Annotated in this window: 18 protein-coding genes; 2 read left to right on the top strand and 16 right to left on the bottom strand. The window is 75.3% G+C overall.

What is annotated here, in order from left to right; genetic code table 11:
- Positions 1–97: 97 nt before the first annotated feature.
- Together ACZ6ZI_RS26125 and ACZ6ZI_RS26120 are read right to left on the bottom strand one after the other, a co-directional pair.
- Complete coding sequence (locus ACZ6ZI_RS26125; protein WP_469524631.1) at positions 98–592, bottom strand: DUF5949 family protein; 495 nt, start codon at positions 590–592, stop codon at positions 98–100.
- A gap of 57 nt (positions 593–649) precedes the next feature.
- Positions 650–1,273: a DUF4352 domain-containing protein gene (locus ACZ6ZI_RS26120; protein ID WP_469524630.1), complete on the bottom strand. Its 624-nt coding sequence runs from the start codon at positions 1,271–1,273 to the stop codon at positions 650–652.
- A 202-nt stretch (positions 1,274–1,475) separates the two neighbouring features.
- Here ACZ6ZI_RS26120 and ACZ6ZI_RS26115 point away from each other — a divergent pair, with 202 nt between their 5' ends.
- On the top strand, positions 1,476–1,937 hold the full coding sequence (locus ACZ6ZI_RS26115; RefSeq protein ID WP_469524628.1) for a DUF6299 family protein: 462 nt from the start codon (positions 1,476–1,478) through the stop codon (positions 1,935–1,937).
- 135 nt (positions 1,938–2,072) lie between these two features.
- Here the strand turns inward: ACZ6ZI_RS26115 and ACZ6ZI_RS26110 are convergent, their stop codons facing one another.
- From ACZ6ZI_RS26110 to ACZ6ZI_RS26090, 5 genes are all read right to left on the bottom strand, one after another.
- Entirely contained in the window at positions 2,073–2,240 is a 168-nt protein-coding gene (locus ACZ6ZI_RS26110) for a hypothetical protein (RefSeq protein WP_363055123.1), read from the bottom strand.
- 106 nt (positions 2,241–2,346) lie between these two features.
- Positions 2,347–4,503, bottom strand: coding sequence for a SpoIIE family protein phosphatase (locus ACZ6ZI_RS26105; protein ID WP_469524889.1), 2,157 nt, complete (start codon positions 4,501–4,503; stop codon positions 2,347–2,349).
- A 192-nt stretch (positions 4,504–4,695) separates the two neighbouring features.
- On the bottom strand, positions 4,696–4,950 hold the full coding sequence (locus ACZ6ZI_RS26100) for a hypothetical protein (RefSeq protein ID WP_469524627.1): 255 nt from the start codon (positions 4,948–4,950) through the stop codon (positions 4,696–4,698).
- 24 nt (positions 4,951–4,974) lie between these two features.
- Positions 4,975–6,261: an NAD(P)-binding domain-containing protein gene (locus ACZ6ZI_RS26095; RefSeq protein ID WP_469524886.1), complete on the bottom strand. Its 1,287-nt coding sequence runs from the start codon at positions 6,259–6,261 to the stop codon at positions 4,975–4,977.
- Between the two features lie 55 nt (positions 6,262–6,316).
- Positions 6,317–7,810, bottom strand: a complete 1,494-nt coding sequence (locus ACZ6ZI_RS26090) for a carboxylate--amine ligase (protein WP_469524626.1) — start codon at positions 7,808–7,810, stop codon at positions 6,317–6,319.
- A gap of 294 nt (positions 7,811–8,104) precedes the next feature.
- Here ACZ6ZI_RS26090 and ACZ6ZI_RS26085 point away from each other — a divergent pair, with 294 nt between their 5' ends.
- Positions 8,105–9,664: a glycoside hydrolase family 26 protein gene (locus tag ACZ6ZI_RS26085; protein ID WP_469524625.1), complete on the top strand. Its 1,560-nt coding sequence runs from the start codon at positions 8,105–8,107 to the stop codon at positions 9,662–9,664.
- 5 nt (positions 9,665–9,669) lie between these two features.
- Here the strand turns inward: ACZ6ZI_RS26085 and ACZ6ZI_RS26080 are convergent, their stop codons facing one another.
- From ACZ6ZI_RS26080 to ACZ6ZI_RS26040, 9 genes are all read right to left on the bottom strand, one after another.
- Positions 9,670–10,812, bottom strand: a complete 1,143-nt coding sequence (locus tag ACZ6ZI_RS26080) for a GNAT family N-acetyltransferase (RefSeq protein ID WP_469524623.1) — start codon at positions 10,810–10,812, stop codon at positions 9,670–9,672.
- The gene (locus ACZ6ZI_RS26075; protein ID WP_469524621.1) at positions 10,809–11,570 is read right to left on the bottom strand and encodes a YveK family protein; all 762 of its coding nucleotides are present in this window, start codon (positions 11,568–11,570) and stop codon (positions 10,809–10,811) included. The genes ACZ6ZI_RS26080 and ACZ6ZI_RS26075 overlap by 4 nt, the downstream gene beginning before the upstream one ends.
- 100 nt (positions 11,571–11,670) lie before the next feature.
- Positions 11,671–13,053 (bottom strand): glycosyltransferase, encoded by a 1,383-nt coding sequence (locus ACZ6ZI_RS26070; RefSeq protein WP_469524619.1) that lies wholly within the window; start codon positions 13,051–13,053, stop codon positions 11,671–11,673.
- The gene (locus ACZ6ZI_RS26065; protein ID WP_469524618.1) at positions 13,050–13,826 is read right to left on the bottom strand and encodes a polysaccharide deacetylase family protein; all 777 of its coding nucleotides are present in this window, start codon (positions 13,824–13,826) and stop codon (positions 13,050–13,052) included. Before ACZ6ZI_RS26065 ends, ACZ6ZI_RS26070 begins: the two co-directional genes overlap by 4 nt.
- Positions 13,816–15,765 carry a murein biosynthesis integral membrane protein MurJ gene (gene murJ, locus ACZ6ZI_RS26060; protein ID WP_469524617.1) on the bottom strand — a complete coding sequence of 650 codons (1,950 nt, stop codon included), beginning with the start codon at positions 15,763–15,765 and terminating at the stop codon, positions 13,816–13,818. Before murJ ends, ACZ6ZI_RS26065 begins: the two co-directional genes overlap by 11 nt.
- Positions 15,762–17,126: an O-antigen ligase family protein gene (locus tag ACZ6ZI_RS26055; RefSeq protein ID WP_469524616.1), complete on the bottom strand. Its 1,365-nt coding sequence runs from the start codon at positions 17,124–17,126 to the stop codon at positions 15,762–15,764. The genes murJ and ACZ6ZI_RS26055 overlap by 4 nt, the downstream gene beginning before the upstream one ends.
- Positions 17,127–17,128: 2 nt before the next feature.
- Positions 17,129–18,646, bottom strand: coding sequence for a sugar transferase (locus ACZ6ZI_RS26050; RefSeq protein WP_469524615.1), 1,518 nt, complete (start codon positions 18,644–18,646; stop codon positions 17,129–17,131).
- Entirely contained in the window at positions 18,643–19,818 is a 1,176-nt protein-coding gene (locus tag ACZ6ZI_RS26045) for a glycosyltransferase family 4 protein (protein WP_469524884.1), read from the bottom strand. Before ACZ6ZI_RS26045 ends, ACZ6ZI_RS26050 begins: the two co-directional genes overlap by 4 nt.
- A 73-nt stretch (positions 19,819–19,891) precedes the next feature.
- Positions 19,892–21,004 carry a DUF3344 domain-containing protein gene (locus tag ACZ6ZI_RS26040; protein ID WP_469524613.1) on the bottom strand — a complete coding sequence of 371 codons (1,113 nt, stop codon included), beginning with the start codon at positions 21,002–21,004 and terminating at the stop codon, positions 19,892–19,894.
- Positions 21,005–21,118 lie beyond the last annotated feature (114 nt).

Raw genomic sequence — 21,118 nt, 5'->3', positions numbered from 1 at the left:
GCGAGGCGGCCGAACGACGGAACCGGCCGCCGGGCAGGCTGGGGGCCCGGCGGCCGGAGTGCGTGCGCGGGCGCCGGGGGGGGGCGCCGTACGGCCGCTACTTCTGCAGGCTCTGCACCGTGACGAGGCAGTGGGCGCAGTCGTTCAGCACCGCCTCGTCGCCGGCGAACTCCCGCAGGGCCTCCTCCGTGACGGGCCGGCCGGGCACGGCCTCGGGCCAGGAGCGCGTGGAGAACAGGAAGTACGCGCGGCCGCTCTCGCGGGCCGCCTCCACCCACTCGTCCGGCGCGGTGCAGGTGACGTTCAGGCCGGGGAGGGTCAGGGCGATCTGGTTGTCGGCGAGGACGACCTTGACCTGGAACTTGTGCGGGTTGGCGGTGCCGTCCTCGACGACGTCGCCGATGCGCAGGCCCATGTCCGCCAGCAGGCCGCGCGCGGCCCCTTCCGAGCCCTGCGGGCCCTGCGGGCCGTCGCCGAGCGGGTAGGCGAGGAGGTAGGGCATGTCGTGGCCCTCGGAGGGGTCTCCGATCCAGGCGAGCACGGAAAGGGTGCCGAGCTGGGAACGGTCGGTCTCGGCTTGCGTTGAAGTCATGCGCCGCACCTTAGTGGCCGCGGCCCCGACCCTTTCACGGCCTTTCACCCGGGCGGGCTAGACCGCCCAGAATCCACCTCCGGAATTCGCCTGCATGTTCGCGTCCACGTACTGGAGGCGCGCAATGCGCACGTTTTCCGGGATTTCGAACACGACCCAGCCTTCGGCCCGTTCACCGACCTCCAGGGAATCGAAGACGAGCGGTTTGCCGGTGGTGAGTTCCCCGGTGCGCACGGCGGGGTGGCGCTTGCCGGCGGTGTCGTACGCCCACATGCGCCCGAGCGCCCCGTACGAGGCCCCGCCGACGTTGACGAACGACATCGAGGCGGCCACCCAGCGCCTGCCGGCGGGCGGGACGAAGTTCTTCTCGACACTGACGGCCGGGTCCACGAACGCGGCCAGCACCACCTGGAGGTGGCGGCCCACCTGCCGCCCCCGCACCCGTACGGAGTCACCCACATGGGCATCCTTCGCGCCGGGGCGCGCCGCCGCGCCGTCGGGGGCGGCCGGGTCCGCCTCCGCGCCCGGGGCCGCGTCGTCGACCGGGACGGCGGGCACGGCGGCGGGGGCCACCGCCGCCCCCTCGGAGGAGCCGGAGCAGGCCGTGGCGCCGAACAGCAGGGCGGGGAGCAGGAGGGGCAGGACGGCGGCGGAGGCGAAAGCGGAAACGGACTGACGCATACGGGAACCCCTTCGGGGATCTTCGGCGCGGGGATTATTCCGGCCAGTCTCACGCGCCCGAGCGGGGAATTGCACACACCGACACGAGCACGCGCGGCCACTTGCCGCGCAACTGCCCCCACAATGCCTTGCGACGGGTTCCGCCGACGAAATCCGTCACCCCCACCCGAGCGGGCAGATACCGCGTCAACCTGGAGGAACCATGGCCGTTTCCGTATCCCGACTGACCCTTGCGGCGCTTTCCGCGGTGGTCGCCGCGACCGCCTTCAGCACACCGGCGGGGGCGGCCGCGTACGGAAATGGGATTTCCGTACGGGAAGAGGCGCACCTGAACCCGGACAACACCGTCACCCTTTCCGGGACCTACCGGTGCGCACCGACGTCACCCGTGGGGACGGTTCAGATCTCGGCGACGCTGATCCAGGAGGGGACCCGCCTCACCTTCGGCGGCGACCAGGCCCCGAACTGTGACGGCGAGGAGCACGAGTGGACGGCTTCGGGGACCCTGCGCATGACGCCGGGCGTGCACCCGGGGGCGGCCCGCGCGGAAACGCGTCTTCAGCGGGTCGGCGCTTCGGGCACCGGGCTCATCCCGCGCGCGGTGCACGCCTCGAACCTCGCGGAGGACGGCCGGGAGGTCACCCTGAGCCACTCGCTCCGCTAGTCCGGCAGCCCCGCGCGCACCGCAGCCCCACGGGCCCCGTGAGCACCACAGGTCCGCGCGCACCGCAGGCCCGCGCACACCACAGGTCCCGCAGGCACCGCGGGCCCCGCACGTCCCGCAGTCCGGTAGCCGCCGCTACCGGCACTCGGGCGCGACGCCCGTCATGGACATGAACGCCACCGTCTGGCACCCGGGGTCCGCGTGCGGCCGGCCCGTCGTCCAGTCCACGACCTTCGGCACCCCGGCCACCAGCAGCAGGGCCGCCAGCAGGCCGGTGATCGCGCCCCGGCTCAGGCGGCGCACCGCACGTCCCGACAGATCCTTTCCATGGCCGCATCATCGCCCCGTGCCCGCCCGCCCACAACCGGGAGTGAGGCCCCGCTCACCCTCGGGAGCCGACCGGGCGCGCTCATCGGGAACCGAGCGGGCCGCGCGGACCGCCCGCCGCCCCCGTCGCACCGGTCGCACCCGCCGCCCCCGCCGCACCGGTCGCACCCGCCGCACCCGCCGCGTCGAACTCGCACCACACGGCCTTGCCGTCGCCCCGGGACTCCACGCCCCAGTGCGTGGCCAGGGCGTCCACGAGCAGCAGCCCGCGCCCGGTGGTGGCCGCCTCGCCGGGGCTGCGCCTGCGCGGCCACACGCTGGAGCGGTCCTTGACCCACAGCCGGATCCGCCGCACCGGCTCGGGCAGCACCTCCATGGTCAGCACCGCTCCGCCGTCGGTGTGCAGCAGGGCGTTGACCAGCAGTTCCCCCGCCGCCAGTTCCACGTCGTCGGCCAGTTCGGGCATGCCCCAGTCGCGCAGGGCCTGGCGCAGCGCGTAGCGGGCCTCCGAGAGGCCTTCCGGGTCGGCCTGGTGGACGTACTGGTGGATGCGAGGGGCCCGGTGGGTGCCCGGGTCGGGGGCGCGGCGCAAGACGAGCAGGGCGACGTCGTCACCGGAACCCCAGCGCTCCCAGAGCCGGTCGGAGAGGTGGTCGGCGAGGGCGCCGGCCTCCTGGGGGCCGCTGCGCACCGCGTGGGCGAGGGCGTCCATGCCGCTGGTGATGATGGTGCCGGGTTCCTCGACGAGCCCGTCGGTGCACAGCACGAGGGTCTCCCCGGGGACCAGGTCGAGGCGGGTCTCGGGGAAGTCCTCCTGCTCGAACATCGAGGCCAGTCCGAGCGGCAGGCCGCCGCGCACGTTGGGCCAGCCGGTACGGCCGTCCGTGTGCCGGATCAGCGGGCCGAGGTGGCCCGCGCGGACCGCCCGTACGCCGCCGGTCTCCAGGTCGACCTGGGCGTACATGCAGGTGGCGAACCGTTCGGTGTCGAGTTCGGCGAGGAAGCGGGAGGCGCGGGCCAGGACGGTGGAGGGCGGGTGGCCCTCGCCGGCGTAGGCGCGCAGGGCGATGCGGAGCTGGCCCATGATGGCCGCGGCGTGGGTGTCGTGGCCCTGTACGTCGCCCACCACGATCCCGACGCGGTCGCGGGGCAGGGCGATGACGTCGTACCAGTCGCCGCCGACCTCGCGTCCGCTCCAGGCGGAGTGGTAGCGGACGGCGATCTCGCCGCCGCTGATGTCGGGGATGCGGCGCGGCAGCATGGCGGCCTGGAGGCCGGTCGCGAACTCGCGTTCCTGGTCGAAGAGGAGGGCCCGTTGGAGGGACTGGGCGACGATGCCGGCGAGGCCGAGGCAGAGGTTGCGTTCCTCGGGGCTGAAGTCGGTGCGCCGCCGGTAGAAGAGCACGAGGCCGCCGATGGCCTTGGCCTGGGCGATGAGCGGCAGGTAGGCGGCGGCGTCGAAGCGGATGCGGTTGAGGTAGTCGGCGAGCAGCGGGAACTCGCCGGCGAGCTCGGTGAGGGAGGTGGCGAAACGTGCCTTCCTGGTGATCACCGCCTGCGACAGCGGCAGGGATCCGTCCAGGCGGGTGAAGCGGCGTTCGCTGAGGATCTCCAGGGATTCGCCGCTCAGGGCGATGATCTTGATGGCGCCGTTCTCGACGAGGCCCAGGGCCAGTCCGTCGGCGCCGAGGCGTTCGAGCGCTCCCGCGCCGGTCAGGGCGGCCGTCACGTCGTCCACGGTCACCGCCCGCGACAGGGCCTCGGTGGTGCGCTGCACGATGGTGGCCTGCTGGGCGCGGGCGGACTCCAGTTTGCGCAGGACGGTGGCGTGGGCGAGTTCGGCGGTCGCGTCGCGCACGATGCCGACGATCCGGCGCGCTCGCCCGTCGGGATCGCGCAGCACCCGGCCCTGGGTGTGGGTCCACTGGTCGACGCCGTCGCGCCGGCGCACCGTGAAGTACGAGCCGTACGTGTTCCCGCCGCCGTCGAGGACCCCGAGCACGGTGTCGGCCAGGCGGGCCGCGTCGTCGGCCGGGATCCGCAGGCCGAGGCCCTCCGGGGTCCGGTCGAACTCCGCCGGCTCCAGGTCGAAGACGGCCATCCCCGCCTCGTCCAGGTTCAGGGTCCCGCCGACCAGGTCCCACTCGAAGCTGCCCATGCCGTTGAGGGCGAGCCGCTCCCCGGGCCCGGTCAGCGGCCCGGCCCCGGCGTCCGCGGCCTCCGGCGCGGGGGCGGGCACGGGGGCCCCGGCGGCCGGATCCGGGGACACGGAGGCCTCCGCCGCACCCGCCGCCGCGCCCGCCGCCTCCGCCGCGGCTTCCCCGCCCGCCCGCGCTCCACCCGCCGGCGGCGCGTCGCGCCCCGGTCGGCCCTGCTCCGGCCGCTCGCGCTCCGGCCCGTCGTGCTCCGCCGCTGCCACGAGTCACACCACCTAACGGCCGGGCCAGCACGGCTGGGAGATCAGCCGCTCCCACTCCTCGTCAGGATGCCCCGGAAGGGTGCGTCCGGCCTCCCGCCAGCGCTTGACGAGGGACAGGTAGATCGCGGCCTGATCGCCGGAGCCGAAGGCCGCGAACGGCCCCGGCCCGGGCGGCGTCGGCGCCGCCGGTCGCGCCGGGGACTGCTCCGCGCGGCTGGCGGGGATGCGCACCCAGCCACGGCCGCCCTGTGCTCGCTCCGCGCCCATCGCGGACCCCTCTCACGGTGGATGTCAGCGTAGAAACGTCGTCTTCGGATTCGGTTGCCCGGCGGCGTCCCGGTCCTGCCGGGCGCCGGCGGTGGAGCCCGGCAGCGGACCCCGGGCGCCGAGGCGCCCCCGGACTCCTTTCACCAGTCTCCCCGCCGTGAACCCCGCACCGTGCACGAATCGCATGGAAGGGCCGAATGAGGGAGCCGTGAGCAGCCCCGCGAAGAAGAGTCCCGGCCACGACGACTCGAAGCCGGGCCCCAGCTCCGGCGTCCCCCCGTCCCCCACGGTGACCAGCGCGGCCCGCAGTCCGGCGTCGAGCAGCGCCAGCCGGCGCAGGTCCGGGGCGAAACCGGTGGCGGCGATGACGTGCCCGGTGTCCAGGACGAGGGACTCCCCCGAGGCGGTGGTCAGCCCGAGGCGGATCCGGCCGCCCTCGGTCGCCACCGCCCGCCGCAGCCGGTGGCCCAGCAGCGCCGGCACCCGCCCCTCGAAGCGTTCCCGCAGCCACCACGCCCCGGCGGGCCCCAGGGCCGTCGCGGCGATCCGTTCCCGCCGCGCCGCGGACAGGTGCCGTACCGCCCACGGCAGCTCCGCCCACACCCAGCTGCGCCACCCGGTGCCCAGCCCGCTGTGGGGTTCGCGCAGGGCCCGCAGCGGCGGCCGGCTCAGGGGTTGCGGGACGGTGTTCCAGTTCAGGCGCGCTCTGCGGGCCACCAGGGACGGGCGGGCCCCCGCCTCCGCGAGCAGGGTGGCGGTCTCCAGGGCGGCCTGGCCGGCTCCGAGGACGGCGACGTCCTGACCGGAGAACCGGGTCAGGTCCCGGTGGCCGCTGCTGTGCGACCAGTGGCCGGGAGGCAGCTCCCGCAGTGCCTCGGGGCTGTGCGTGAACGGCATCACGCCGACGGCGAGCGCGACCGTCCGGGTGACGAGCGGCGGGCCTTCGGCGGTGCGGACCAGGAACCCCTCGCCCTGAGGGGCGACCTCGGTGACGGTCACCTCCTCGACCTCGGGGGTGGCGCGGGCGGCGAACCAGAGCCCGTACTCGCTGAAGGTGCCGATCGGCAGGGGCCTGCCGTGCACGGCCGGCCGTCCCCGGGCGGCGCAGAACTCCTCCAGGGTGTGCCGGCCGCCGGGCGCCGACAGGTTCGAGGCCCAGGGCTCGGACTTCAGGTACATGCCCTCGGGCATGTGGTCGCGCCAGGAGGCCATGGGGCGCCCCAGCAGCCGTACGCCGATCCCGGCCGCGGCCGCGTGCGCGGCGATCGACAGGCCGTACGGGCCCGCGCCGATCACCACGAGATCGTCCATGCGCGTCACGGGTCTTCCTCCAGCTCGTCGCGGTCCATCGGGGGTCGGGGGGCGCTCACCGGCTGACCAGCTCGTCCGGTTCGGCCGGGCGGGTCGCCCCCGAGGACCGGCCCGGCGCCGGCCGGTCCGGGCCCGACGCCCGATCGGACGCGGACACGGTCGCGCTCGCGGTCGCGCTCGCCGTCGCAGGGCCGCCGCCCACCGCCTCGTCGCCGCCGCGTTGGCGCGGGGTGCGTACCGCCCGCGCCGTACGCCGACCCTGCGCGGGCACGTCCCGCAGGGCGCGCGCGCCCTTGCCCAGGCCCCGCCCGAGGAAGGCGCCGAGCATCGCGAGGAACGGCGCGAGGTCGTCGGCGGCGAACCAGGCCGCCTCCGTACGTCCCCGCCGCACCGGGTCGGGCGTCCGCGCCGGCCCGGCCTTCCCGGGGGTCGCGCCGGCCGGCCGTACGCCGCCCCGCGGCGGCCCGTCCGGCCCCGGGCCGGGGCGTCGCCCGGCCGGCACCACGGGGACCCGCGCCGCGCCCCCACCCGAAGCGGCCGCCCCACCCGAAGCGGCCGCCCCGCCCGCCGCGTCCGACCCGCCCGGCGCGTCCGTCCGGGGCGCCGGGGCCTGCCGGCGCGGCAGCGAGCGTCCGCGTACGGCGGCGAGCAGGGCGTAGTTCTCGGCGACGAAGACCCGACCGGGGCCTCCGGTCGGCTCCGGGACCCGTTGCCCCGTCAGATCGAGGTACATGGCCTGGACGACGTCCAGGCCGGAGTCGTCGGTGAACAGTCTGAACTGGGCTCCCGGGCGGGGGTTGAAGTCCACGAGCCGGAAGGTGCCGCGTTCGTCGCGGCGGAAGTCGAGGTCCAGGATCCCCTGGTAGCCGAGCCGTTCGGCGAGCCGCAGTCCCGCTTCCTCCACCGCCGGGTCGGGCAGCCAGCGGCCCACCGCGGTCAGCCCCGTCCGCACGGGCCAGGACAGTTCCTTGCGGCCGGACCCGGTGAGCAGGGGGCGCCCGCCCCGGGCGAAGGCTCCGTGGAAGAAACGGTCGGTGTCCCCTCCGGCGGGCAGGAAGCGTTGGAGCAGCAGGCGGCTGCCGGCCTCGGCGGAGCGTTCGTACAGGCCGCGCGCCTCGCCGGCGCTGTGGACGAGGGTGGTGCTGCGCAGTCCGGCGCCGGCGGGCAGCAGCCAGGGCCGGCTCCACTTGGCGACCACCGGGAGTCCCAGCCGCCAGGCGGCCTCGGCCGCCTCGGCGCCGCTCGCGGGGATCACCGTCTCGGGGTGGGGGACGCCCCAGCGGGCGCACAGGCGGGACAGTTCGGCCTTGTCGGCCACCCGGGCGGGCAGGTTGTCGGGCTGATGGGGGATCCGGAAACGGTCCGTCAGCCCCGCCCCGACGCGGGACACGGCGATGGCGCTCAGATCGTCCATGGCGACGAGGACGGCGGGCCGGCCGATCCGTTCGGAGACCCGGGTCAGGCACTCCAGCAGGGCCTGCGGGGCCTCGGGGTCGAGTCCTCCGTCGGGCCCGGTGTGCACGGCGCGCAGATAGCGCGAACGTCCCACGGGACCTCCCCCGGCTTCGACGACGGCATGGACCTCCACTCCCCTGCGCCCCAGGGATCTGACGGCGCCGAGGGTTCCGTGGTGGAACGGATTGCGATCGAGTCTGAGCAGGACAGCGGGCACATGGCCGTCGAACGCGTGCATGGGAACGGTGTCTTTCACCTAGTCGGACCAAGCGGGATGGATGGGCACCTGCTAATGGCCTACGCAGCGGCCGGCGAACAGGCCATTAGTCGGATCTGATGCCTAACGTCTGTGGCAAGCACACCGGTTCAGGAACGTTCGGGAGACGCCATGCCCAGACCACACCGCCGACTGGCGAGCACCTGCGTCGGTACGGTCACGGCCGGAATCCTGGCGACCGGCGCCGCCCTCGCGGCTCCGGAGGAGGAGGCGTCGAAGGGCTCCGACATCGCGATGGGGGCCTTCCTCGACTCCGGGACGGCGGGAGTCGCCCGGATCCCGAACCTGTCGGGCTGGCTGGGCGGCCGGGAGATCCGGGTGGGGCACACGTATCTGCCCGGTGACGTGTGGCCCGCCATCGAGGGCAACGTGAACTTCCTGTCGTCCTGGGCGGCCTGGCGACAGGCCGAGGACGACAGGATGTTCGTCCTCAACGTGCCCATGCAGGCCCGCAACGAGGCCCGGGTGCCGGACTACCAGGTCGCCCAGCTGATCCGGGCCGGCGCGGAGGGCCAGTACGACCACCACTTCCGCCGCCTCGCCGAGCGGCTGGTGTCGCTGGGCGTGCCGGACACGGTGATCGTGCTCGGCTGGGAGATGAACGGCACCACCTACACCCACCGCTGCGGTCCGGACCCGGAGAACTGGAAGGCGTACTGGCGGCGGATCGTCACCACGATGCGGGCCGTCCCCGGCCAGGAGTTCCGGTTCGACTTCGCGCCCAGCCGGGGCACGGACAACATCGCCTGGACCCGCTGCTACCCGGGCGACGACTTCGTCGACATCGTCGGCATGGACTCGTACGACCAGGCTCCGGGCCGCACGTTCGACGAGCAGGTCAGCCAGCCGTACGGGCTCCAGGCGCACGTCGACTTCGCGAAGGCGCACGGGAAGCCGATCTCCTACCCGGAGTGGGGGCTGTTCCGCAACGGGGACAACCCGGAGTACGTGCGGCGCATGCTGAAGTGGATCGAGCAGCACAAGCCGATCTACCACACCATCACCGACTACTGCCCGCACGGCGTGTGGCAGTGCAAGGCGAATCCGCAGTCCTCGAAGGTCTTCCGCGACGCGCTGACCCCGCAGGTCCCGACGCCGGTCGACCCGACCCCGCCCGTCGTTCCCACCCCGCCCGTGGTGCCCACGCCGCCCGTGGTCCCGACGCCGCCGGTCGTGCCCACCCCCCCGGTCGTCCCGACCCCCCAGGTCCCGACGCCCCAGGTGCCGACCCCCCAGGTGCCGACCCCCGAGGTGCCCAAGCCCGAGGTGCCCACGCCCGCCCCGGCTCCCACGCCGGTGCCGGAGCCCCCCGCACAGCCCCTGCCGTCCCTGCCGCCCGTGGACCCGGGACCGGAGCCGCTGCCGGAGCCCGAGGTCAGCGTCCCGCCCGTCGAACCCCTGCCCGAGGAGCCGACCCCCACCCCGACCCCGACCCCGAAGCCCGACGTGTCGGTGCCGCCGGTGTTCCCGCCGGCCCCCGTCCCGCCGACCCCGACCCCGGTACCCCTGCCGGAGCCGCCCGCGCCGCCCGTCCCGCCCCGGCCGCCCACCAACGGCACCCAGTGGTGCGTGCCGCTCAACTTCGGCGAGTGGATGTCCGGGCTGGTCGGCAACCAGTCCGTCTGCTTCAAGCTCGACTGGGGCGACGACTTCGACTTCTGGCCCTTCTAGCCGGGTCATCGCACCCGCAGTTCGTTGAGCCGCGCCCGCCAGTCCCGGGCGGCCGGCAGCGCCTCGCGCAGCGCGTCCACCGCCCGCTCGCGCCCCGTGATCTGCGACTCGTGCAGCCGCAGCAGGGGCGCGAGCGCGTGCGTGGCCAGCAACAGTCGCCGGTTGACGACCGTCTCCGGACGCCAGTGGTTCTTGTACGGCTCGTTGCCGCGCAGGAAGCTCACCACGCCCCGGCCCTCCGCGAAGGCTCGGCCCGCCTCGTGGCGCAGCAGCAGGGTGGCGACGTCCACCTTGCGGCCGCGCAGGTCGGGGTCGGCCCCGTAGAGGTAGCCACCGCTGAAGGCCGCGGACAGCAGGGTGACGTTGGCCGCGACGACCTTCCCGTCGAGCCGGAACTCCGTCAACCGGCCCTCGCCGGTCCGCACCATGCGGCGGGTGGCCCGGGTGAGGTGTTCGGCGAAGCGGGGCCGCAGGTGTTCGGGGGTCACCCCGCGGCCGCGCCACTGCTTCTCGTGGAGCCGCAGCAGGGTGCGTACGGCCTGGGGCACCTCTTCCTCGGTGACGTCGTGCTCCTCGATGCCGGCCGCGTCGGTCTTGCGCAGCTTGGCGCGCACCCGTTGGGCGCCGGATGCGGGCATCCGCTTGACGAGCTCGTCGAAGGGCAGCACGGGCAGTTCCATGCAGGTGGAGTCGGCCAGCCGGCCGCGCGCCCCGGGCCACGCCTCGTACAGCGCTTCGGCGGCGGCTCCCGGCCGGACCTCGCGCAGGTCGACGACGGCGGCCCGGGCGGCCCGGTGCAGCCCGCGGGCCAGGGCGGGCACGACCTGGTCGGCGTGCTCGGCGGCCACGAGCACGTCGAAGTGGTCGGTGATCGGGCCGCCGAGGGGCACCAGGCGCGGCAGCGGCCGGTGGACGAGCATGAGCGGCGCGGCGCCGACGAGTTCGTCGCCGCGCCGCACGAGCAGGAGGCGCAGCCGGCCCTCCTTGCCGTAGGACAGCCACCACGAGTGGAGCCAGCCGTGGCTCTGGAAGGGGGTGGCGGTGGGGCAGCCGCGTACGAGCCGGGTCCACGGCTCCTCCAGCGCGGCGAACTGCCGGGGGTCGCGGCACAGCGTCACCGACAGGGCCCCGGCGGAGCCCCCGCTCATCGCACGGACTCCTTCTCCTTGGTCTCGGAGTGCTCACCCTGGGCGGGCAGGGAGGCGTACTCCCCCACGGGGGTCCGCTGCCCGTCCGCCCCCTGCCGCCCGGCGCCCTGCTCGGGCCTGCGGCGGGCGGTGGGCCGGGCGAGCAGCCACAGGCCGCCCAGCAGGCCGCCCGCGCACAGTCCGACGGCGCCGCTGATGGCGGCGGACGGGGAGGCGGGCTCGGTGGGGGCGACGGCCTGGTTGAACAGCAGCAGTTGGACGCCGGTGTTCTTGGCGGCCTGGTTGCTGCTGAGGGACAGCGCGTCGGCGACGGCGTTGGCGATGTCGGCGGCCTCGCCGGCGCTGCGGGAGGTGCCGGTGATGGCGATCATCGGGGACTCGGGAGAGGTCTCGGCGCGGACCTGGGTGCGCAGCGTCCGTGCCGGGATGCCGGCGCGGGGCTGGGCGTAGGCGAGGGTGGAGCTGCTGGTGGCGATGCGGGCGTAGGCCTGGGCGAAGCCGAGGGCGGTGGCCGGTTCGGTGGTTTCGTCGGGGACGGCGACGACGTAGCTGGTGGCGGCGTATTCGGGGGCCTTGAGCACCCCGTAGGTGCCGCCGGCGGCCAGCCCCAGCAGGGCGCAGGCGGGCAGGGGCCACCAGGCGGGGGGCGGCAGGAGGCCGCGGCGCTTGCCGGAGCGGTGGTCGGACCGGCGCTGCTCGGTCTTCTTCTGTTCGGCCTTCTTCGGCTCGGGCTTGTCGGTGTCGACGGTGTCGGCCATGTGCGTGCTCGCTTCCTGGGTGGAGGGGAGTTCGTCGGTCTCCCGGCCGGCTCCGGGGCCGGGCGGGGGCGGGGCGGTGGCGGGGCGGTGGTGAGGGGGGTCAGGCGCCCCGGGCCGGTGTGCGCGCCCCGGCGTCGGTCTCGGCGGGCACCGCGTCCCCGGCGGGCGCGGGCGCGGAGAGGGGGGTGGTGAGGGGGGTGGTGAGGGGGGTGGTGAGGGGGGTGGTGAGGGGGCCGGCGCCGGGGGCGGGCGCGCCGGCGGGCGCCGGTACGGAGCCGCCGTCCCCGGCCCGCGTCGTCGGCTCCCGGTCCGGGGCCCGGTCCGGCTCCCGGTCCGGGGCCGTGCCCGGGACGGACGCGGGCGCGGGCGCGGGCAGGGCGAGGGCGTAGACGTCCAGCAGGCGCCTGGCGCTGCTCGCGATGTCGTAGCGGCGGGCGACGGGGGGCGGCGGCAGCCGGCGGGCGCCGGCCTCCATGTGCCCGCGCAGGGCGGCGACGAGTTCCTCCGTGCCGGTGCCGATCCGCCGCGCGCCGGGGGCCTGCGCGGCGGGCAGGTCGTCGATGGCGGGGCAGGTGACGTGCAGGACGGGCAGGCCGGCGGCGAGGGCCTCCACCACGGCGAGTCCGAACGCCTCCTCCTTGGACGGGGAGACGAAGACGTCCATGGCGGCCAGCAGGGCGGGGATGCCGGGGGTGCGCCCGTCGGGGCTGTCGCCGAGCGGGTCCCGCTCCCCCAGCAGGTGGATGCGGCTCTGGGCGCCCAGTTCGGCGGCCAGCGAGCGCAGTGCGGCCCGCTCCGGTCCGTCCCCGGCGAGCAGCAGGTGCGCGCCGGGGAGCGCGGCGACGGCCCGTACGAGGACGTCGAAGCGCTTGCCGGGTACGAGGCGTCCCACGCCGCCGACGACGAAGGCCCGTTCGGGCAGGCCGGTGCGGGCGCGGGTGGCGCGGCGTACGCCCTCGTCGAAGCGGAACCGGGCGGCCTCGATGCCGTTGGGGACGACGTGGACGCGGGCGGGGGGCACGCCCCAGTCGGCGAGGCGGCCGGCGACGGTGTCGGAGACGGCGACGGTGGCGGCGCCGAGGCGTTCGCCGGCCAGGTAGAGGGCGCGTACGCCGCGGGTGAGGGGGCGGCCTTCGATCTCGCCCTCGCCGAGGGAGTGTTCGGTGGCGACGATGGCCGGTACGCCCGCGAGGCGGGCCGCGAGGCGCCCGTAGACGCAGGCCCGGTAGAGGTGGGTGTGGACGAGGTCGTAGCGGCCGCGTCGGATGAAGCCGACGAGGCGGGGCAGCGCGCCGAGGTCGCGGTTGCCGCTCATGCCGAGGTGGACGACGCGGACGCCGTCGGCCCGCAGTCCCTCGGCGACGGGGCCGGGGTTGGTGAGCGTCAGGACGTCGCAGGTCATGGGCATGTGTCGGAGCAGGAGGCGCAGTTGTTGTTCGGCGCCGCCGACACCGAGGCCGGTGATGATGTGCAGGGCCTTCACGGCAGGATCACCCGCCGCTGTTCGCGCGCCCGGTGGCGCAGTTCCTTGATCCGCAGGCGGCCGCCGCCGTCGGCCTGGCTGACGTGGGTGCGGGGCAGGGCGTGGGGGCCGGCGAGGCGGCCGGGGGAGATGGCGCAGGCGTAGGTGTAGCCGGCGGCGCGGGTGGCGTCGACGACGCGGGCGTCGAGGTGGCCGTAGGGGTAGCAGAAGCCCTCGGGGAGGGTCCCGGTCAGTTCGCGCAGCAGGTCGCGGCTGCCGCGCAGTTCCTGTCCGAGGACGTCGTCGCCGGCGGCGGTGAGGTCCTGGTGGAGCAGGCCGTGGGAGCCGAGCTCCATTTCGGAGGCGGCGACCTCGCGGATCTGCTCGGCGGTCAGGAGGGGTTTGCGGGGGCCGAGCGGGTCCCACACGTTGTCGACGCCGAGCCGGCCGGGCAGGACGAAGAGGGTGGCGGTGCAGTCGTGGCGGCGCAGCAGGGGCAGGGCGTGGGTGAGGAAGTCGGTGTAGCCGTCGTCGAAGGTGAGGCCGACGAGTCCGCGGGCCCGGCCGGCGGCGCGGGCGCGCAGCAGTTCGCCGACGGAGACCCCGCGCAGTTTGCGGGAGCGCAGCCACAGCAGTTGGGCTTCGAGGGCGGCCGGGGTGACGGTGATGCCGTACGGGTCCTCGGCGGGGTCGGTGAACTCGGCGACGGAGTGGTACATCAGGACCCACGGTGATGCGGTCCGGCGGGCGGGGACGGCGACGGCGGCGGGGGCCGTGTCGGTGTCAGCGGACATTGCGGAACCTCTGGGTGAGCTGGGTGAGCCGGCCGGCGGTCTGTGTGGCGAGCCGGTCGACGCGGTTGGACAGGGCGGTGACTTCGAGGGCCCGTATGGCCATCCCGGTGGCTCCGAACATGGCGGGGACGAGGAGGCATCCGAGGGCGGCGCTCAGGAGCGGGTCGGGGATCATGGGGCCGGCGATCCAGCCGGTGGCGCAGGCGGTCGCGGCGGCGACGGCGAGCCGGCCGATGCTGACGGCGACCCGGCGGACCTGGATGGCGACGATGCGGGAGCCGAGTCCGGTGAGGAGGAGCACGGCGGTGGTGGTGATGGCGAGGGCGTTGGCGGCGGCGATGCCGTAGGTGCCCCACCAGCCGACGGCGAGGGCTCCGGCGGCGATGTTGACGAGCAGCCCGGCGCCCATCGCGAGCGCCGGGAACCAGGTGGGCCGGGCGGTCGAGAAGAAGGGCCGGGAGAGCGCGCCGACGAGGCAGTGGCCGAGGAGGCCGAGGCCGTAGACCCGCATGACGCCGGCGGTGGCCCGGGTGTCCTCGGCGGTGAACGCGCCGCGTTCGAAGAGGACCTCGATGATCTGGGGCGCGTAGCCGATGACGAGGGCGCTGCCCATCAGGACGGCGAGGGCGGCGAGGGCGAGGTCCTGTTCGACGCGGCGGCGGGCCTTGTCGCGTTCCCCGGCGGCCATGGCCTGGGCGACGACGGGGAAGGTGACGGTGCAGATCATCAGGGAGAGCACCATCGGCATCTGCGCGACCTTCTGCGCGTAGTTGAGGTGCGAGATGGCGCCGGGGGGCAGGGAGGCGGCGAGGAAGCGTTCGACGAGGACCTGTGACTGGCGGAAGACGGCGAAGAAGATGACGGGCGCGATCAGGCCGAAGGCGAGGAGGGTGGGCCGGTCGCGGTCGCGTTGGCTGCGGGGCGCCGCGCCACCGGTGCGGGAGGGTCCGAAGCCGACGTTGCGCAGGAAGGCGGGGAGTTGGACGAGGACCATCAGCAGTCCGCCGGCGGCGACGCCGGCGGCGGCGGCGCGGACCCCCCACAGGTGGTGGAGGGTGATCATCGTGGCGATGATGCCGATGTTGTAGGAGACGTAGATCGCGGCGGGGGGCAGGAAGGAGCGGTGGGCGCGCAGGGCGGCGCTGAAGTAGCCGGCGACGCCGAAGGTGAGGACGGTCAGGGCGGTCAGGCGGGTGCACTGGACGGCGAGTTCGGGGTCGGGCAGGCCGGGTGCGAGGACGGTGACGACGAGCGGCGCGGCCACGATGAGGACGGTGGCCACGGCGGCGAGGAAGACGACGAGGCGGGGCAGGGTGGCCGCGACGAGGAGGCGTACGGGGTCGCGTTCGCGGGCCTCCTTGCGGGTGAGGCCGGCGCGGCCGGCGGCCCGGCGGGCGAGGGCGTGGCTGAAGGCGGGGACCATCAGCAGGGCCATGGCGTCCTCGATGAGGAGCGTGGAGGCCATCTCGGGGACGGTCCAGGCGATGAGGAACGCGTCGCTGTCGTGTCCGGCGCCGAAGAGGTGGGCGATGGTCTGGTCGCGCAGGAGTCCGAGGACGGCGCCGGCGGCGGTGAGTCCGGCGGTGACGGCGGCGGCCTTGGCGAGGAAGCGGCCGAGCGGGGCGGGTGCGTCGCCTCCCGCGTCGGGGGGTTCGGGGTCGGCGGGTGCGGGGCGGCCGGCGCGGGCGCGGGCGGGCGGGGCGTCGGCGCGGATCCCGGTGCCGGCGCCGGGTCGTGTGCCGGGGGCGCCGGGGGGTGCGGCCGGCCGGCCCGGGGCGGGGTGGGCGGTGCCGGTGGCGGCGGGGGCCGTCGGGGCGGTCCGCTCGGTGGTGCGGGGGTCCCCGGCGGGGGCGGCGGGGCCGCCGGCCGAACGGCCCGCAGCCGCGGCGACGTCGGTCGCCGCGGCCGCGGGCCGCCGCCAGGGGGTCGTGTCCGTCACCGGACCGCCGGCCCGTCGGCGGGGTGCGGGCCCGCGGGGGCGCAGGGCAGGGCCCACCAGGCGGCGAGTCCGATGATCACGCCGGTGAGGACGGTGGAGGGGCCGCCGATGTCGGCGTAGAGGAAGTCGGTCAGCTGCCAGGCGAACAGGCCGGTGGCGACGAGTCCGCAGTCCCGGGCGGCGCCGGTGCCGTTCGCGTACCGGCGCAGGCCCGCGACGAGCAGGGCGAGCCAGCCGCCGGCGAGGGCGGTCAGTCCGATGAGGCCCTGTTCGCTGAGGATCAGCAGGTACATGTTGTGCGGGGAGAGCAGGGGCTGCTTGATGAAGGCCTGGCCGGCGCCGGCGGTGTCGCTGCCGGCGGAGAGGCCGATCGAGGAGTGGCCGTCGCGGTGGGCGGGGAAGCCCTTGAGGCCCACGCCGACGGCGGGTTGTTCGCGCCACATCGAGCCGGCGGCGGCCCACATGGTGTAGCGGTCGGTGACGGACTGGTCGGGGGCGCTGGAGACCTGGGTGATGGAGGTGAGGCGTTCGGCGACCATCTCGGAGCCGACGCCGAGGCCGCCGACCAGGACCACGCCGGCGGCGGAGAGGGCGAGGAGGACCTTCAGGGCGCGGCGGATGCCGGCCATCGCCATGACGAGGACGGCCGCGCCGAGGGTGGCGATCCAGGCTCCGCGGCTGAAGGAGAGCACGAGCGGCACCACCAGGACCAGTGCCGAGGCGCCGGCGGCCCGCCGCAGGCGCCGCGACAGTCCCGGCGCGAGGGCGGCGGCGGTCGCGACGACCAGTCCGTAGGCGACGACGGTGGCCATGCCCATGACGTCACCGGGGCCGAAGGTGCCCACGGCGCGGACGTCCTCGCCCTGGTAGGAGGCTCCGGTGTGGGTGGCGTACTGCACGACGCCCACGGCGCCCTGGACCAGCGCGAGCACCACGAAGCACCCGGCGGCGAGCCGGAACTCGCGGGCGTCGCGGACCAGGAGCACCACGGCGGCGGGGACGAGGACGAACACCTGGAGGTAGCGCACGAAGCCGGGCAGGGCGGCGTACGGGTCCCCGGCGGTCATCGTCGCGACCGCGAGCCCCGCGGCGGGCGCCCCGAGGACGAGGACCCCGAGCGGGCTCAGGGTCCGTACGCGTCCGCGCAGGGCCTGCGCGGCGCAGACGAGGACGAGGACGAGCGAGGCGGCGTCGGCGGGGCCGACCTTGCCGGAGGCGGTCGCGTCGCCGGCGGGCAGGGGGGCGAGGAGGAACAGGACGGTGGCGGCGAGCGGCAGCAGCGGCCAGTGCCGGCGCAGGGCGTCGGCGAGTCGGTGGGGGCGGTGGGGGCCGGGCGTGGGCAGGGTCGCGGCGAGGCTCATGGTCAGCTGCCCCCCAGCCGGAAGCGGAAGAAGGAGGCGGCGGTCCGGGCGAGGATCCACAGGTCCTGCCACAGCGACCAGGTGTCGATGTAGTGGTTGTCGAAGCGGGCCCGGTCCTCGATGGAGGTGTCGCCGCGCAGTCCGTTGATCTGGGCGAGTCCGGTGATGCCGACGGGCATCCGGTGGCGGGCCTCGTAGCCGGGGTGGACGCTGCTGAACTTGGCGACGAAGAAGGGCCGTTCGGGGCGCGGGCCGACCAGGCTCATGTCACCCCGGACCACGTTCCACAGCTGGGGCAGTTCGTCGAGGGAGGACTTGCGCAGGAAGGACCCGACGGGGCTCATGCGCCGGTCGCCGGCGACGGTCCAGCGGGTGGCGGACTCGTGCTCGTCGGCGCGCAGGGTGCGGAACTTGAGCAGGGTGAAGGGGCGTCCGTAGAGGCCGACGCGTTCCTGACGGAAGATCACTCCGGGTCCGTCGGCGAGCCGTACGGCGAGTGCGCAGGCGGCCATGACGGGGGCGGCGACGAGGAGGGCGAGGGCGGCGAGGACGGAGTCGATGGCGCGCTTGGCGTACCGCTCGGGGGTGCGGGCGGGGCGGGGCAGCAGCGGCTGTACGGCGTGGCCCCACAGGTGGTCGGCGGGCTGCGCCACGCGCATGCCGGTGACCTTGGCGGTGCCGGCGGGGTCGGCGAGCCACAGTCGGCAGCCGTGGTCGTGGAAGAGGCGGACCAGCGAGGCGGTGCGTTCGTCGGCCTCGGGCGGGCGGGTGAAGACGGCGTGGCGCACGGAGTTCTGGATGACGGCGCGGCGGACGTCCTCGTGGGTGGCGAGTACGGGGAGGGCGCCGCCCTCGGTGTCGGGACGCACGGCGGTGTCGGCGATCCCGACGGGCAGCAGTCCGTACTCGGGGCGGCCGTGCAGGGCGGCGCAGACGGCGCCCGCGCCCTCCCCGGGTCCGACGACGAGGGTGGAGGCCGGGCGGGCGAGGGCCGTACGGCGGCGCAGCAGGTGGACGAGGCCGCGTGCGGCGCAGCCGAGGACGCTCTGGAGGGCCACGGCGCCGAGCAGCGCGCCCCAGGCGAGGGTGGGGCCGGCGGGGGTGGTGGCGAGGGCCGCGGCGACGGCGCACCACAGGACGGCGGCCCGCCCGGCGAGGGCGGGCAGTTCGAGGAGGGCGGAGGGGGCGAGTCGGGGCCGGTAGAGGCCGGCCTGGGCGTGCAGCGCGGCGAGGCCGACGGCGGCGGGCAGGGCCGTCTCCGGTGGCAGCGCGGCGGCGGCGGGCAGGGCCAGGGGCAGGGCCAGGGTGGTGGCGACGGCGGCCAGGGCGTCGGCGGTGAGCAGCGGTGCGAGGCCGGCGCGGCGGTGGGCCCGCCGGGGGCGGACCGCGGTGCGGGCCTGTTCGGCCCGGGGCCCCCGAGGGGGGTGGATGGCGGTCACGGAACGGCGGACGGCGGTGCTGCCTGCGGGCCCCGATCCGCCCTGCCCGGTGTGCCGGGCGGGTGCGCTGTCCATCGTCATCGGCTGATGCGCTCCTGGTTCAAGGGCCGGGGCCTGCCCAGCAGTTCGTGGTACAGGCCGGTGACCGCGTCCGTGGTCCGCCGCACGTCGAACTCCGTCCTCGCGTGCTGCCGGGCCTGCTCCCCGAGTTCGGTGAGCAGCCGCGGTGTGGCGAGGAGCCGTCCCAGGGCCTTGGCCAGCGCCGTCGGGTCCTCCGGGGGCACGAGGCAGAGCCGTCCCTGGCCGGAGGGCAGGCTCTCGCGAGCCCCGCTGACGTCGGAGACCAGGACCGGTCGGCCACAGGCCATGGCTTCGAGCGGGGCGAGCGCCATGCCTTCCCACCGCGACGGCAGTACAACGAGATCGGCGGCCCGAAGCCACGGTCGGATGTCGGCGGCGGCTCCGGCGAAGAACACCCCGGGGGGTGCGGCGCGGCGCAGACGGTCGGCGTCGGGGCCGTCGCCGACGAGGGCGAGGCGGGCGTCGGGGACGGTGGCGAGCAGCTCCGGCCAGGCGCGCAGCAGGACGTCCTGGCCCTTTTGCGGGCAGAGCCGGCCGACGCAGACGGCGAGCGGGCCGTCGCCGCGGAGGTTTTCGGGGAACGGGAGTTCGGTGCGTGCCTCGGCCCGGTCGCGGTCGGGTTCGGGGTGGGCCGGGCGGAAGTGGCCGAGGTCGACGCCGTTGCGGATCACGGTCCAGCGGGCGGTGATGCCCTCGGTCTCGCCGGCGCGGCGTTCGGCTTCGCTGACGCAGAGCACCCGGTCGGCCCAGCGGGCGCCGAAGCGCTCCCAGCGCAGCGCGAGGGCGCCGGTGGCGCCGCCGACGGCGTCGAAGGACCAGGCGTGCGGTTGGAAGACGGTGGGCGTCCGGCCGCGGACGGCGAGGCGTCCGGCGAGTCCGGCCTTGGCGCTGTGGGCGTGCAGCAGGTCGGGGCGGGCGCGGCGGACGAGTCCGGCGGCGGAGGCCACTTCGGCGGGCAGGGCGGGTCCGGGCGAGCGGCCGGCGCGCCAGGGGAGGACCTCGGCGCCGGCGGCGCGGGCGCCTTCGGCGAGGGTCCCGCCGGCCGGGCAGCCGACGAGGACGCGCAGACCCTGGGCGCTCTGGGCGCGTACGAGGTCGACGACGACGCGGGCGACGCCCCCGTCGACGGGTTGGACCAGGTGGAGGACGGTGAGGGACCTCGGTGACGGCACGGCGGCCGGCGACGGGGAGGAGGAGGGGGACGGGGGTGGGGGTTGCGTCGGCACGTGGAGTGGTCTCCTGCGTTCAGCGGCGCGCGTCTGTCTGAACGAAGAGCACACCGAGGAATTGACCCTGGCTTTCGCCGGCGAACCTGAAGCTCAGGCTGCGGGCGCCCCCGGACAGCGCGGGGCTCAGGTCGAACACGTCCGCGTCATATCCGAGATTATTCATATGTTCGGGCTGTCGTACTGGTGAGGGATTTCCGAATTCCGTGATCGTGGAATTCAGTACGTCGTTGAACGGATTTTCGGCATCGCTGAGATCGATCCGGCGCCCGCTGTCGGCGGTCACCGTGAGCGAGTCGCCGAGGACGCCCCGGTCCCCGTCGTAGGCGACCACCCCGGCCCGCCCCGAGGCACCGGCCGGCGCGTCCAGGCCGGTGATCTCCACCGTCTCCCCGGAGGCCTCCCCGGCCCCCGCAGCGAGGCCCTCGAAGCCGTCCCACAGCGACAGCCGGCGCATCGGCTCCCGCGGGTGCTCGTAGGCGACGACGAGCGTCCAACCGCCCCAGGCACCCACCTCCGAGTGCCCCATGGCGATGTTGAGCTGGGCGACCGTCCACATCCCCGCGCCGCCCTTGCGCACCATCGGGGTGACGTCCGCGGAGGCCTGGTAGGCATCGCTGCCCGCGTCGCTGCGGTGCCCGATCACGGTGTCGGCGAGCACCTCCTTGTACGCGCCCCCGGGCTCGGCGACCAGCACCCGACCGTTGTCCTCCGGCGGCTTCTGCTCGCCCACCCGCAGGTTCCCGCCCCAGTACAGCCGGGCGTACGAGACCTTCGCCCCCTGCGGGACCTTCAGCTCGGCCCGCGTCGAGTTGTAGGTGTCGGGGTCCTTGTCGACCTCGCTGTAGAACATCTCGAACTCACCGTTGACCCCGGCCGCGCCCGCCTTGACCTCGGCGCAGGGCTCGGCGTCCGCCGCCTGCGCCCTGCGGCAGCTGATCCCGGAGTTGGAGGCCCGGACCAGGCCGCCGTGCTGCACCGCCTGATAACGCTGGACGAAGGGGACGCGGGCCATTTCCCGCGCCGCCGCCGGCGGCTCCGGGGGCGCCGCCGCGGCGGTGGGCGACTGCGCGGAAAGCGTGAGGCAGGACAGCAGGCCGAGTGTGCCGAGGATTCTGCGGGAGGAACCCATGATCCTGTCTCCATTTTCCGATCAAGGGGACAAAACAGGAGTGCACTTTGTCAGAAATCAGGCTGGAAATCACGCCGGACTCGCTCGTACCGCCTTTTGGGCGATAACACGCAC

It is taken from the genome of Streptomyces sp. NPDC103540, assembly GCF_055584445.1.
This window is presented reverse-complemented; position numbering and strand designations above follow the sequence as displayed.

Bases quoted from the DNA above. Each gene is read 5' to 3' on its own strand.
- ACZ6ZI_RS26125 (WP_469524631.1), bottom strand. From the start codon at position 592: ATGACTTCAACGCAAGCCGAGACCGACCGTTCCCAGCTCGGCACCCTT.
- ACZ6ZI_RS26120 (WP_469524630.1), bottom strand. From the start codon at position 1,273: ATGCGTCAGTCCGTTTCCGCTTTCGCCTCCGCCGCCGTCCTGCCCCTC.
- ACZ6ZI_RS26115 (WP_469524628.1), top strand. From the start codon at position 1,476: ATGGCCGTTTCCGTATCCCGACTGACCCTTGCGGCGCTTTCCGCGGTG.
- ACZ6ZI_RS26100 (WP_469524627.1), bottom strand. From the start codon at position 4,950: ATGGGCGCGGAGCGAGCACAGGGCGGCCGTGGCTGGGTGCGCATCCCC.
- ACZ6ZI_RS26095 (WP_469524886.1), bottom strand. From the start codon at position 6,261: ATGGACGATCTCGTGGTGATCGGCGCGGGCCCGTACGGCCTGTCGATC.
- ACZ6ZI_RS26085 (WP_469524625.1), top strand. From the start codon at position 8,105: ATGCCCAGACCACACCGCCGACTGGCGAGCACCTGCGTCGGTACGGTC.
- ACZ6ZI_RS26080 (WP_469524623.1), bottom strand. From the start codon at position 10,812: ATGAGCGGGGGCTCCGCCGGGGCCCTGTCGGTGACGCTGTGCCGCGAC.
- ACZ6ZI_RS26075 (WP_469524621.1), bottom strand. From the start codon at position 11,570: ATGGCCGACACCGTCGACACCGACAAGCCCGAGCCGAAGAAGGCCGAA.
- ACZ6ZI_RS26065 (WP_469524618.1), bottom strand. From the start codon at position 13,826: ATGTCCGCTGACACCGACACGGCCCCCGCCGCCGTCGCCGTCCCCGCC.
- ACZ6ZI_RS26055 (WP_469524616.1), bottom strand. From the start codon at position 17,126: ATGAGCCTCGCCGCGACCCTGCCCACGCCCGGCCCCCACCGCCCCCAC.
- ACZ6ZI_RS26050 (WP_469524615.1), bottom strand. From the start codon at position 18,646: ATGACGATGGACAGCGCACCCGCCCGGCACACCGGGCAGGGCGGATCG.
- ACZ6ZI_RS26040 (WP_469524613.1), bottom strand. From the start codon at position 21,004: ATGGGTTCCTCCCGCAGAATCCTCGGCACACTCGGCCTGCTGTCCTGC.